15 protein-coding genes and 1 pseudogene are annotated in these 13,285 nt (G+C 47.5%); 14 read left to right on the top strand and 2 right to left on the bottom strand.

Going from position 1 to position 13,285, the window contains the following annotated elements; genetic code table 11:
* The first annotated feature begins 200 nt into the window (after positions 1-200).
* The gene (locus DW205_RS13810) at positions 201-440 is read left to right on the top strand and encodes a DUF4248 domain-containing protein (protein WP_005865973.1); all 240 of its coding nucleotides are present in this window, start codon (positions 201-203) and stop codon (positions 438-440) included.
* 233 nt (positions 441-673) lie between these two features.
* On the opposite strand, the gene DW205_RS13815 is transcribed toward DW205_RS13810, so the two are convergent.
* Together DW205_RS13815 and DW205_RS13820 are read right to left on the bottom strand one after the other, a co-directional pair.
* Positions 674-2,479, bottom strand: coding sequence for a DUF3987 domain-containing protein (locus tag DW205_RS13815; protein ID WP_005865975.1), 1,806 nt, complete (start codon positions 2,477-2,479; stop codon positions 674-676).
* Positions 2,480-2,506: 27 nt separating this feature from the next.
* Positions 2,507-3,139, bottom strand: a complete 633-nt coding sequence (locus DW205_RS13820) for a BT4734/BF3469 family protein (protein ID WP_008778054.1) — start codon at positions 3,137-3,139, stop codon at positions 2,507-2,509.
* A 142-nt stretch (positions 3,140-3,281) separates the two neighbouring features.
* On the opposite strand from DW205_RS13820, the gene DW205_RS13825 reads away from it, so the two are divergent.
* The 13 genes and pseudogenes from DW205_RS13825 (at position 3,282) to glf (ending at position 13,282) form a co-directional block, all read left to right on the top strand.
* On the top strand, positions 3,282-4,214 hold the full coding sequence (locus tag DW205_RS13825; protein ID WP_005865979.1) for a site-specific integrase: 933 nt from the start codon (positions 3,282-3,284) through the stop codon (positions 4,212-4,214).
* Between the two features lie 516 nt (positions 4,215-4,730).
* Entirely contained in the window at positions 4,731-5,852 is a 1,122-nt protein-coding gene (locus tag DW205_RS13830) for a transcription termination/antitermination protein NusG (protein ID WP_005865981.1), read from the top strand.
* 53 nt (positions 5,853-5,905) lie between these two features.
* Complete coding sequence (locus DW205_RS13835; RefSeq protein WP_005865983.1) at positions 5,906-6,307, top strand: hypothetical protein; 402 nt, start codon at positions 5,906-5,908, stop codon at positions 6,305-6,307.
* 14 nt (positions 6,308-6,321) lie between these two features.
* On the top strand, positions 6,322-6,459 hold the full coding sequence (locus DW205_RS22280) for a hypothetical protein (protein ID WP_005861865.1): 138 nt from the start codon (positions 6,322-6,324) through the stop codon (positions 6,457-6,459).
* A gap of 2 nt (positions 6,460-6,461) precedes the next feature.
* Complete coding sequence (locus DW205_RS22285) at positions 6,462-6,605, top strand: hypothetical protein (protein WP_005865985.1); 144 nt, start codon at positions 6,462-6,464, stop codon at positions 6,603-6,605.
* A gap of 17 nt (positions 6,606-6,622) precedes the next feature.
* Complete coding sequence (locus DW205_RS13840; RefSeq protein WP_005865987.1) at positions 6,623-7,747, top strand: MraY family glycosyltransferase; 1,125 nt, start codon at positions 6,623-6,625, stop codon at positions 7,745-7,747.
* An 82-nt stretch (positions 7,748-7,829) separates the two neighbouring features.
* Positions 7,830-8,090, top strand: coding sequence for a DUF3791 domain-containing protein (locus DW205_RS13845; RefSeq protein WP_005865989.1), 261 nt, complete (start codon positions 7,830-7,832; stop codon positions 8,088-8,090).
* Between the two features lie 155 nt (positions 8,091-8,245).
* Complete coding sequence (locus DW205_RS13850; RefSeq protein ID WP_008778057.1) at positions 8,246-8,452, top strand: DUF3791 domain-containing protein; 207 nt, start codon at positions 8,246-8,248, stop codon at positions 8,450-8,452.
* Between the two features lie 87 nt (positions 8,453-8,539).
* A pseudogene (locus DW205_RS22550) lies at positions 8,540-8,784 on the top strand (IS66 family transposase); the annotation flags it as partial.
* A 116-nt stretch (positions 8,785-8,900) separates the two neighbouring features.
* Positions 8,901-9,719: a hypothetical protein gene (locus DW205_RS13860; protein WP_005865991.1), complete on the top strand. Its 819-nt coding sequence runs from the start codon at positions 8,901-8,903 to the stop codon at positions 9,717-9,719.
* A 56-nt stretch (positions 9,720-9,775) separates the two neighbouring features.
* A complete protein-coding gene (locus DW205_RS13865) occupies positions 9,776-10,609 on the top strand; it encodes a hypothetical protein (RefSeq protein ID WP_005865993.1) in 834 nt (277 codons plus the stop codon).
* A gap of 11 nt (positions 10,610-10,620) precedes the next feature.
* Positions 10,621-12,162, top strand: coding sequence for a lipopolysaccharide biosynthesis protein (locus DW205_RS13870; RefSeq protein ID WP_005865995.1), 1,542 nt, complete (start codon positions 10,621-10,623; stop codon positions 12,160-12,162).
* Positions 12,152-13,282, top strand: a complete 1,131-nt coding sequence (gene glf, locus DW205_RS13875) for a UDP-galactopyranose mutase (protein ID WP_005865998.1) — start codon at positions 12,152-12,154, stop codon at positions 13,280-13,282. Before DW205_RS13870 ends, glf begins: the two co-directional genes overlap by 11 nt.
* Positions 13,283-13,285: the final 3 nt, after the last annotated feature.

A 13,285-nucleotide genomic window follows, 5' to 3' on the forward strand; every position in this document is an offset into this window, starting at 1 on the left:
GATAATTGAAAATGGGATCGATCTGTTTTCGATTACGAATGTACGACTTCCGGTTTCCTCCGGAATGAGTCTCGTAGAGGCGGTGTGAAATCGGGGTATATAAGGTGATAAAAGATGAATATTAGTGGATCGGATCGTTGCCGGATTCGTACTTTTTCAGTATCTTTATTCCTGTAAATGAATTGAAAAACACCTATTTTATGCAGACAAATAACGAATATCAGGAAGGGTGGCCGGTGCGCCCTTATAGCAAACGGGAGTTGGCCATGGCCTATGCTCCCGATATCAGTCCGAGTTCCGCTCTCAACCGCTTGGCGGGATGGGTCCGACATCATCAGAAGCTCAGCGATGAGCTGGACGAGACAGGTTACCAAAACCGGCAGCGGATTTTCACCTCCCTGCAAGTGGAACTGATCTTTCGCTATTTGGGCCGTCCTTGAACGAGGGTCTTCCATGTTCGCTTTCGCATGCGTATATCGGCATCGCTTCATGCGTATATTGACGTTAGCCCACACGTATATCGGCGTGGCCCTGTACGGGCGTAGGCGTGAGGCGATGCCGGTGTACGTGTGGGGCGTGCGACTTATGCGAGTAATGCAAATAATGCAAGTAATGCAGTACCTGTTTTCCCACACACGTGCGTACATACTTAAAAGAAGAGGAGGAAGAGGGATTATGTTTTCTTATAATCCCCTCGTTTTTCTCCCTTTCGGACGATTCTCTGTTTCTGCCAACGTTGCAAGCAACTGCATGCGGTGTTTTTGGGTATCTTCAGCTTCTCGGCTTCTTCCAAGAGGGATTGATAGGTGAAACCCGTATCCAAGGTGATGAAGAGACGTTCTTGGTCGGCCATGCCCCGGTTCTTCACCTCGTTGGCGGGAAGGAACGAGAGTATGTGTACGGCGTGTAGGTACATAGGCTCGGCCAAGGAAAGGACCGCTTGGAAATCATCCTCTTGGATGGAGAGATCCCAGCGGGTGATGATCCCGTCCTTGATGTTGTCGGAGCAGGTCTGCGGGTCTGGCGTGAGCCGGGGCGACTTGCGCAGGCTGGCGGCGAAGTCTCCCGCCTCCTCGCATTCCCCTGTTATTCGCAATAGGGCGACGATCGACAGGATACGTCCGATATTGATGGCCATCCGTACGACGGAGCTGTTCATCTCGTTGCCGGTGCCCTTCCGGGAGCGCTCGAACAAGGTTTGGAACACCTCGTTGAAGGAGACGATTTGCGCGTCGGTCAAGCGAAGCGAGATCACCCCCAGTTTCTGGATCTCTCTCAAGTGAGCGATCCAGTCCTTGCCCAATTTCTGGAACTCCAGCGACGTGTCGGTCCGCTGTAGACTGAACTGGTTGATCCAGTGAAGTACACGGGGCATATAATAGAACATTTGCCGGGAGAACAATCCGTTCTCGCTGGAAGGGATCAGCGGCTTCACCTGCCCGGGCGTTCCGCTTATCAATACCGACAGGTGTGAGTGCCGCAGCTCCCGATACTCCCGGTCTGTCCGCCGGTTGTAACTGAGCGGGTCGTGATCGAACGAGCAGCGGATCACCTCGCTCCAATGGCCATAATCCGAGGCGATGGAGTTGCTGACCATGTCCGCCTCGGTCTCGCAGATGATCCCCACGCCGCCTGAGTCGATGATATTCTGCAAGATACCGGTACCGGTGTTGTTGCCGGAGAATATAAACATACGGTTGAGAGGCATTTCTGGCTCCTCGGCTTTCGCCTTTTCCCGTCCCAAGGAATTGAAGGAGGTCATCTCTTTCTTATACCTTTTCATCTCCTCCGCCACGGTCGCCCGGATCTCGTCGTGGATCGGTTGCACGAGCATTCGCGTCCATGCGAGCACGCCTTTTCCGGAGGCGGGGGGAGCGACGACGAAGGTTTGCAAACTGGAGAAGAACCATTTGCCTCCATATAGGAACCGCAGCGTCTGGGCGAGCGAGGCGCCCAAGGTGGTGAGCCCGCCCAGAAGGAGTACATCCCGTTGCTCCCGGCTCTGTCCGAACGCCATGATCTGCCGCAACATCCGGGGCCACTCATGCCCCTCGGGGAAGAAGGGCAGGTGGGTGAACGGATCGACCTGCTCTTCGATCTCGATCTCTACATTATTATCGCACGCACGTGTGTGGGAAACAGGTGCTGCATTATTTGCATTACTTGCATTACTTGCGTGCGTATCGCGGGGGCGGCTTGGAGGCTCCAAGCGTACGCCCGCCAGTTCGGCCAAATGGAAGGCCGTACCGAGGTGTATCCTGTGGTCTCCCTTTTTCAAGGAGTTGGAGAAAAGTCGTTCGGCCTTCTCCCGGTTGAACTTCACCGATAGGGAACACAGGGCGATGAAACCTTCTCGTCCTGCCTCGCCGCAATCGTTGGCGATGGCAAACGCCAAGCGCACGTATTCACAATATCCGGGGGCGATATCTACACCCGCCGAACGAACCGCTTCTACTAAGCGGGATAAACTGTCTGACATGTAATTTATGATTTATGAGTTATGATTTCAAATCCTAAAGAGCGCGTTGGGATCATGACATAGGAAACAGGAGCGGACGATGTCTTTGCCGCTCGGGTCTACTTTCTGGGAGCCTCGCGTCTCTCCGTCGCCATACACATATTCCACGTAGTTCATTACGCCTAGGATATGCTCGGAGATATAGGCGGGTGTCTCGTTTCCGGGATGTTCCGGATAGGGGACGAAAGCCTTTACGCCTCGTTCGCTCGGGCTGATGAAGCAGAGGGCGGGGCATAGGTAGGCATCGTCGAACAGCTGTCTTCGGAGAGCTTCCGCCTCCGCGGTAGAGTCCAATCCGTCTACATCCACAACCACCAATCCGCTCGGGGCCAGGAGCCGATCGCTTTTCCGGTATGAGAAAGTCCCGCAAGGCGTGACATACGGTAGCGTTTGCCGTTTCAGCTCGCTGAATCGTTCCTTGTCACCCGTCTCAAGCGGGAGGCGGAGCTGCCGGGTGAGGCGTTCGAGGGCCGGATCGCCGGTGATGAGTCGGACCACCTCCTGTAAGGTGACTTCTCGACTGGGATATACGGTAGCCGGTCGTGATACTCGTCCCGTTAGGCTATCTTTGACCGGTGAGATCGGGGCTGCGAAAAGGGACATTTTAAATTCATTTTTCATGTATTCTTTTTCTTAGATTAACGGCGGTGAAGGTCGGATTAATAAAATAAAGTGCGGGACGAACAGTTCGTCCCAATGTTAATGGTGTTGACATGATTAAATAAAAGATAACAGAATAAACAAGGATTTAAGGAGGATTTATATGAAAAAAGAAGACGTGGTGGGGGGTATGTTGGCTTATATAGCCCACCTTCGTGAGGTGGGGCGTTATTCCACGGCGAAGAGTTATCTGGACGCTTTACGCTCGTTCAAGTGTTTTTGCGGGATGGAGGAAATCCCTTATGCCTATATAGACAAAGAGAGGCTCTTGCTTTATCAGGCATGGCTGTCGAAGCGGGGCTGTATGCGCAATACGGTGTCCACCTATATGCGGCGAATCCGGCATATCTATAACTTGGCGGTGGAGGCTGGCGAGGTTTCGTATATCCCGAATCTGTTCAAGGGGGTGTTTACAGGCGTGGAGAGCAAGCGGAAGAAGGCGTTGCCTCTGGATAGCTTGCGCTCGTTGATGGGGACTCCGAGAGTTGAGCCGGAGATGCGGAGAACCCAGCTGTGTTTTTGCCTGATGTTCTCGTTCAGCGGGATGGCGTTCGTGGATTTCGCCCATTTGCGGAAAGAGAATGTCAAGGACGGGGTCTTGTCGTACCACCGTCAGAAGAGCGGGTCTTTCATCCGGGTGGAGATCCCGGCCGATGTACGGCTCTTGTTGGATGAGTTGGCGGTTTGCACGGACAAGGACTCGCCTTACCTGTTCCCGTTTCTGAGCGGGAAGAAAACGGGTGAGGCGGCCTATGCGGAATACAACGGCGCCTTGTTGCGCTTTAACCGCAACTTGAGGTCGCTGGCGGAGACTTGTGGTGTGGGTGAGCCGGTCACCTCGTACACGATCCGTCACTCTTTCGCCACGACCTTGAAGGAACAGGACGTACCGATCGAGATGATCAGTGAGCTGTTGGGGCATACGTCTATCAAGACCACGCAAATTTACTTGAAGAGCTTTTCCTTGGAACGTCTGTCGGCGGTGAACCGGGCTTGCTTCGAGAGCGTGTATAAACCGGTATCCGAGGTGGGGTAAGAGATTGGCTACTCGGGAAGTAGCGTAAAAGGAGGGGAAAATTACCCAGCTGTAGAGACGGAGCGTGCTCCGTCTCCCATCGTCTGACGGTAATTTAAATACCATTTTGAGGAGATGAGACGAGGCACGCCCCGTCTCTACAGGAATACACACACAGGTTATGAGGCATGGTGGAATGATACCGGGAACAAGAGGTCGTTTCACCCGCATCACCATGTCTATACGTTTAGGATAAAATGGGAAAATCAAAGAATAGAGAGGATCAAACGCCTACAATGAGTAAACAAGCGGATCTATTCGCTTGTTTTTAATTATTTTTTACTATATTCGCGGCATGAAAGAATACGCTACTTCCCGAGTAGCTAAATATTCACTAGGTATGGTAATTTTCAGAAATGCCATAATTGAAAACTTAAAGTGCTGTGTGTTAGGCGTAAATAGGGTACGCTTGGCAGGGCTTTGAATTGTCGTTTAATCAGAGGGGAACTCCTCGTATATCTTAGGGAAAAGAGAATCATGCCGACGCGTATTTTGAGAAACGATCGTCCGAAGGGGGGCCTGACACAGGCCGGCAAGCGTCATGACTTGAAAGCCGTGCGCTGGTACGTGCTCACGCTTCCTACCGCCGCGGGTGGACGGCGTGACCGGATCAGCCCCTCCAAAGGCTTGGACGTGGAGCTTTCCCGGCGGGAACGTCGGGGAGAGGCTCTTTTCGAGTATTTCGCCCCCTCGTACGTGGAGGTGCGAAAGGTGGGTGGCAAGCTGGTCAACACGAGGCGACCTTTGCTGTTCAACTACGTGTTTATCCGTTCTTCGGTAGAGGAAATCTTCCGCATGAAGCAGGCACTCCCCTTGTATAATTTCCTTCCCCGTGTCTCTTCCGGGAGTACGACCTATTTCCCGCACCTCTTGGATCAGGAGATGGCGAATTTGCGCTGGGTGGCGGAGGCTTACTCCAACGAGCTTCCGGTGTACGTGCCGGAGAGTACCCGCTTGTTGAAGGGGGATCGGGTACGCATCACGTCCGGTTATTTCACCGGGATGGAGGCCGAGGTGGTGATCCAGCCGGGCGGCGGTCATAAGGAGGTGATGGCACGCATACTGGATTGCATGTGGGTACCCTTGTTCGAGGTGAAGGCGGGTGAGTACGAGTTGATCGAGTTGAACGCGAGGAGCAAGCACGTTTATACCCATCTGGACAACGACCGCCTGTCGGAGGGCCTGCACGAGGCCTTGGGACGTTACCATGCTTCCGGCAGTGTCTGCGAGGAGGATCGACGATTGGCCGGCGAGGTACTGCGGGGATATGCCTCTTTGCGTGCGGAGACAGACGTGATGCGTTGCAAGCTGTGCGCGTTGCTCCTCCCGACCTATAAGCTGTCGGGCGATGAGGAGGCTTTCGTTCGCTTGCACGACACGATGCGCGGCTTATTGCCTGTCGTGAAAGCACCGCAATCCCGTGCCCTGTTGCTGGTCACCTTGTACGGCTGTACGGATAACGCTCTCTACCGTCGCATGGCACACGAGCTAGTGGATCCTTGGCAAGTCGATCCCTCGCCTAAGAAAAGTAAATTATCCTTGATCCGCCGGCTGGGCGACTATGATAGATGGCTGGGCCACGAATCAGTTGACAGTTGAGAAGTGGCAGTTGACAGTTTAAATCATAATCCAAAATTCATAATTCAAATTTGATGTCTACCCTTCCTTCCGGCGTTCGTTTGGTGGCGTTGCTGAACGACCATTTGCGCGAGATCATGGGGCGCGAGCGTGCGAACCATACCTCCATGCACTTGTATTGTACGGGGCCTTACTGGGTCGCCTTCGAGCGTTCGGCCTATCAGTTGCGTCGTGCGTTCCCGGACAGCGAGACCACGCCGATGCGCCTGTTCGGGTATCCGTTTCCGGTCGTGATGGTGTCCGTAACGGATCGCTCGCTGCGTTCGTACGCCCGCAAGCATATCTTGCGGATCGACGAGCCGGATTATAAGCGATTGACCGTCCCCGTTTTCCCCGCGGAAGATTACCGGTCGTGGCACGAGCGGGAGGTATCGGGACTGCCGTATCCCCACACGTACGGATTTCAGAGAAATTAATACGATTATCACATATGTACCGACAACAATTCTTTCCCCGTCTGGGTGATTACATCGACACGCTGCTGAAAGTCACCAAGCTGACCAAATCCATCGTCTGCGTAACCGGAGGTATGGGCGGCAGTACCTATAACGCTTTAAAAAAGGTATAGACATGCATTTCAGCATCTATGTCCGTCTGTTGGACCTCCTTTGGGAACATCTGGATGACGAGGATCGGTTCCGCCGACTGGCCCATGAAGCCGTGGAGCGGTATATCGCTTACATGCGGGGGAAGATGGATGAAGGAAAGAATTAATCTTATACGTTAGGATCATGCAAACATCTTTGTTTCTATTATTCGGTTTCCTGTTTGCCGTATCGCTCGGCATGGTGATCATCCCGAGGATCTTGGTGATTTCCCATAAGAAACGGCTCTATGATGTCCCGGACGCCCGTAAGGTGCATACGATGCCGGTTCCCCGTCTGGGTGGGCTGTCCTTTTTTCCGGTGATCCTGATGTCGATGTTCTTGGTGATCGGTTTTCGTCTGTACTTTTGGGATGTGAACGTGTCCGGCTTGTCATTCAATATGCTTTATGAGTACCTGTTCCTGTTCGTGGGCATGACGCTACTTTATCTGGTGGGTGTTTGCGACGATCTGGTCGGTGTAGGCTACCGCTATAAGTTCGCCGTGCAGATCGCCGCTGCGTTTCTGTTGGTACTGTCAGGCAACTGGTTCGACTCGTTTGGTGGCTTGTTCGGTATTTACTCGGTGCCGGTTTGGGTAGGGGTGCCGTTCACGGTGTTTATCGTGGTATATATAACAAATGCCATTAACTTGATTGATGGTATCGACGGCTTGGCCTCGGGTCTGTGTTGTATCGCCTTGTCGGTCTTGAGCGTTATATTCTTTCTTCGTGGACAGTATGTTTACGCCTTGTTGGCGATCTGTACGCTGGGTATCCTTATGCCCTTTTGGTGCTACAACGTGTTCGGTAACGCCAACCGTGGACATAAGCTTTTCATGGGGGATGCCGGCAGCCTTACGCTGGGCTACGTGATCAGTTTCTTGATCATTCACATGAGCGTGACGAACGAGGTCTCTCCGACATTGTCCAACCCGTACATGGTGATCGCTTTCTCTACGGTGCTGGTTCCGCTGTTGGACGTGATCCGTGTGGTCTTGCATCGCCTGCGTGAGCACAAGAACCCGTTCTTGCCGGATAAGAATCACTTTCATCATAAGTTGCTGCGCACGGGGATGCGGGTGCGGATGGTGATGGTTTGTATCATCGCGATTTCCGCTTTCTTTATCCTGCTTAATAGCTCGTTGGCATGGCGTGTGGATATAACTTATTTGTTTTTCTTGAACCTCTTTTGCTGGAGTATATTGCATGTAGGCTTGAATGGGCTGATTAGGCGTAATCGGGAACGGAAAGAGAGCGAACAACCGCGATAGGTGAAGAATTATTATTGGGATCAGTGTGGAGGAATCGTAAATGTCATTATCTTTGCCACAAAGAAGGATAAATATAAGACTCATGGATACTCGACAAGCGGAAATAGGAGATAAGATCCATTTTGCGGTGATGGCCATAGAAGCTTCTGCCAAGGAAATGAGTATCTCTCCGATGGAAATGCGTAGACGTTTGGAAAAGGTCGGATTGGTGCGTCGCCTGCTGTTGGATTGTTATGATGTCATGCACACCCAAAGTCTGAGGCATGTAGCGGAGGATGTCGTGGAGGCCTTGCGAAACTGGGAAGCCGCCGCATCCGGAGGTGAGAGAGGAGGTGAGTTATGATTGTTCTGTATCATCACGGTTGATCAAGCATTGGGTAAATTGCGATATACCTCACCTAATAATCAAATATGTATATTGAGTCAGTCGTTGCTCGATAAGTATTTACGTTTTGTTGATAGCGAGCGGCTTAATGATATACGAGAAGGGAGGCCGGTATGAGAGAGCAAGTGCTTTGGAGAAAGGTCGCCCGGATTATTATGCGACTAGCGGAGCGTTTGCAAATATCCCCGGAGCGTGCGCTTGCCATCTTCTATGATACGCGTACTTGTTCTATGTTGCATGATAGCAAGTATGGACTTCATTTGATGAGTGACGATTATATTTTAAATGATTTATTGAGGGAACTTGGGGACAGGCAGTGAGTAGTTTGATCTGCGCTAAAGGTTGTGCCGATGCTGTTGTTAAAACGGTAAACTATATTTATTTATTCGAATTCAAATTGAACGGCACCGTTAGATAATAATTTAGCGGAATGAACGATCTGTAAGTTGACCACCCAGTGAAACACCGCTCTACATTATGGAAGTGATGGTGGGCTGAAATGGCTGCCACTTATCATAGCGTGATAGGAACCGTGAAGTTGCAAGGGAGTTCAGCCTGGGTATTCATCGGGACATTTTTCCACAAAATCTTTAATGGCTGTAGGGATTATCTGAACTTAATCCCCTCTAAAATCTCATTGGCCAATGGCTAATGTTAAAATCAGAATTAAATTTTAACAATAATCGGTTTAGGACACTGTAAAGTGCCCTTTCAAAGGGGTATGTCCTAAATTGAGTATGAACTTACTAACAATTCATTATACATTATATGAGTATTTTTAAACGATTAAAAGGGAAAACGAAGGGAGATATTATTAACTGGGTGGAAAGTGAGCTTTCAACTTCGTGCATAAGACCATTCAAAACCTTATACGTCAATTTTAGGTGTCTTCCACTAAAACAAGCAATAAGGTTTCCTATTGTTATACGTAGAAAATTTTCAATTCATTGTCTTGGAGAGATAAAAATAGAATCGGACGAAATTTGTAGAGGCATGATATGCTTTGGTTCATTTAATAACAAATCGTCACGGCCGACAAGGATTGTAAACCGAGGAACAATAATTTTCAGAGGTAGCTGTACAATTTGGGAAGGCGTTTTGCTGGAACTTGGACCAAAATCTTTACTTGATATTGGCGATAGTAGTTTATTAGGAGAAAACGTGAACATTATGATAAGGAAAGGGTGTAAAATTGGTGATTATGCAAGAATAGCTTTTGATTCCCAAATTATGGATTCTGATTTCCATTACATGTTAGATATGGAGACAAATGAAATAAAAGATTGCACCCAACCTATAATAATTGGGAATTGTAACTGGATTGGCAATCGATCAACGATAAAAAAAGGGACAATTACCCCAGATTATACGATAGTTGCGTCAAATAGCTTATTATCAAAGAGTTATGTAATGGGAGGGGGTAAATATCCTATTTTAGCAGGATGTCCTGCAAAAGTAATCGGGAGTGGAAAACGACGGATCTATAATTACGAATGGGAAAAGATTTTATACAATCATTTCAAGGATAACAAGGAACCCTATCATTATAAAGATAATGGGATAAATCCTTTCTTAATCCCAAAGTAGTATAGAAAAATTTAAGAGCCCATTCCTTCTATCAAGAACTATTAATTAAAATATTTATGATAAAGATTATGAAGGAGTGGGTTGGTCCATTCGCGATACTATTACTCAAAAGAATACGAGTTCAGCACCACCGTCTTAGTTTATCAAAAACTATTTATTTCAATTTTAAATGTTTGCCTTTTAGACAGGCTTGTAAGTTGCCTATTTTCATTTATCATAACACTTCCATCTACCGGATTGGGAAGATTGAGATTAAATCAAAAGAGATTTTCCAAGGTATGATACAGTGGGGAAAATTAGGTTATAAAAGTTCGGGGAAAGGAAAGATTTGTAATAATGGCAAGATTGAGTTTGAAGGACCTGTTTTTTGGTGGGGAGGGTGTATATTGGAAAATAATGGCACTATGGTATTCAAGGGTTATACTCAAATAGGAGAAGGCACATTGATTCTAATTCGTGATTATTTGGAGATTGGTAGGTATACCAGAATTGGATTTCTTAGTTTTTTCATGGATTCCGATGACCATTTCACCGTAAATATGGAAAATCAGAAGGTTGCTCGTAATAAGGCTCCTATCATCATAGGAAAATATAATTGGATAGCCAATAAAACTGTCATCAAAAAAAACACGAAAATTCCGGACTATACTATCGTGGCATCCTCCAATACCCTTCTTTCAAAGGATTATACGGAGAATGGAGAGTTTTGTGTGTTAGGTGGGATTCCTGCCAAGGTGATCGCTAAGGGAATTAGAAGGATTTACAATTACAAGGCAGAAGCAGAAATAAACGATTATTTCAAGCATAATCCTGATTGTAAATATTTACAATTAGACCTTCCACAGGAAAGTCTTGAAAAGTATTGTATAGACAATGCCCTACATTTCTAATAATATCCTACGTGCGTGATAATAAAAAAATAGCTGTTAATACGGTAATAAGCTATGTTCGCCTGTTGGCTATCATGGCCTTATCCCTGTTTTCAACCCGCTACATTCTGTTAGCTCTTGGGCAGACAGACTTTGGTCTTTATAATCTTATAGCCGGAGTCGTTTTCCTATTTTCCTTTATTGCCAACACAATGGCGACTACCACCCAAAGGTTTATTTCCTTTACAATGGGAAAGGAAAAAGAAATAGGGAAGGTAAGAGGTGTTTTCTACAACAGTCTCGCTCTTCATTTGATTATTGCAATCACGGTTGCCATAATAATCCAAATTGGTGGTCAATTGATAATAAAATATTTGCTTGAAATACCATATGAAAAAATAGATGATGCATATTTTGCTCTGGCCACTGTAACAATTGGTATAGTTGGCACAGTGATAACAGTCCCCTTTGAGGCTGTATTGATGGCTCATGAGAATATTTTCTTTGTTTCTTTATGCCAACTGTTTAACTCTATAATTAAATTTGTGATAGCCCTGTCTGTCATGGCTATTGAGAGTGACAGACTTAGGACTTATGCGGTTCTCATTGCAATAATTCCATATATACAGTTTGCTACCGAATGGCTTTATTGTCATAGAAAATATATCGAAACAAGGTTTACAATTAGTAAAATAACTGACTTCTCTGTCATTAGACACATTGGTGCTTTTGCCAGTTGGGTTATGATTGGTACTACATGTGGCACCATAAGGCAACAAGGCTCGTCGATACTTTTGAATATGTTCTTTGGTATTGCAATTAATGCCGCTAATGGTATAGCCACTCAAGTGAATGGGGTTTTAATGCAGTTTTCAAGTTCCATTACGACTGCAATAAGACCGCAACTTGTAAAAAGTGCTGGAGAAGGAGATAAAGATAGGATGTTGTCTCTAACTTATATCGCCTGTAAATTTCCATTTATCCTCACTGGTATTTTGGCAGTACCTTTAATAGTGGCAATGCCTACTGTTTTACAATTGTGGCTTAAGAATGTTCCGGAATACACTGTAACCTTTTGTCGTCTGTTGTTAATAAGTGCGGTACTCAATCAATCCACAATCGGAATGACTGTAGCATTGGAAGCCTATGGAAAAGTTAAACTTATCCATTCAGTTATAGGACTTTCTTTTTTACTTGTTATACCTGCGGGTTACATATTGTTTTTGAACGGTATGCCGCCGGGATCTGTTATATTCTGTATTGTGATTAATGAGGCGTTTGCGGCTATTTCTCGCCTTGTTATTGCAAAAATACAGTTAGGCTTTAGCGTTTGGGAGTATATCAAGAAGGTAGGGATAAGATGTATTCTAATTGTGTCTATAGCTATGGTGATAGACTATGTCGCATGGAAATACCTACCATCTGATTTTATTGGGTTAGTTATAATCGGAATTATTACCCTAATTGTTTTTTCAATTCTCACATATTTTTTAGGCTTGACTAAAAATGAAAGGAATAAAGTGAATAATATCATTAATAAAACAAAACGACATTTCATATTTTATGAGAAGTGAGTATGATTATTTGATTGTGGGGGCAGGGCTGTTCGGAGCCACGTTTGCCTGTCTTGCTAAAAGGCAGGGGCGGCGGTGCTTGGTTATCGACAAGCGTTCTCATGTTGGGGGAAATCTCTATTGCGAGGAGATAGAGGGAATTAACGTGCATAAGTATGGCGCACATATCTTCCACACGTCCGACCGCGAGGTGTGGAATTTCGTCAACTCGATAGTGCCATTTAACCGTTACACCAACTCTCCGGTGGCGCAGGCTCCCGACGGACGGCTGTACAACCTGCCGTTCAACATGAATACGTTCTACCAGATGTGGGGAGTGACGACTCCCGCAGAGGCGCAGCGTCGACTTGACGAGCAGCGCCGGGAGGCAGTAGCCAAGATGAAGGCCGAGGGAGTCGTAGCACCGCGCAACCTTGAGGAGCAGGCCCTTGCGCTTATCGGTCGCAACATCTATGAGCAGCTTATCAAAGGTTATACCGAGAAACAATGGGGGCGATCTTGCACCGAGTTGCCTGCATTTATAATCCGTCGTCTGCCGGTGCGCATGACCTTCGACAACAATTATTTCAACGACTCATACCAAGGCATACCCATCGGCGGTTACAACCGGCTGATTGGGGGACTTCTTGAAGGATGTGACGTGGAACTCAACACTGATTTCTTCCACGACCGTAACCGTTGGATGACCATGGCCGACAAAGTTGTGTTCACGGGAAGAATCGACGAGTTCTACGGCTACCGTTTCGGTAAACTAGAGTACCGCACCATGCGCTTCGAGACCGAGCTACTTGACGAACCCAACCATCAAGGCAATGCCGTGGTCAACTACACTTCATCCGACGTACCCTACACCCGCATTATCGAGCACAAGCACTTCGAGACCTTTGGCAATGCAGTCTACAATAATCCCCACACCGTCATCTCTCGCGAATACTCAACTGAGTGGATCGACGGCATGGAACCCTTTTATCCCGTCAACGATACTCGCAACCAGACAATCTATGAGCAATATCGTACTCTCGCTGAGCAAGAACAGAACATAATTTTTGGAGGTCGCCTCGCCGAGTACCGTTACTACGACATGGCCCCTATAATCCGCCAAACTCTCAACCTTTTTTAATAT

The organism is Parabacteroides sp. AM17-47 (assembly GCF_003434625.1).
GTDB classification, from domain to species: Bacteria; Bacteroidota; Bacteroidia; order Bacteroidales; family Tannerellaceae; genus Parabacteroides; species Parabacteroides distasonis.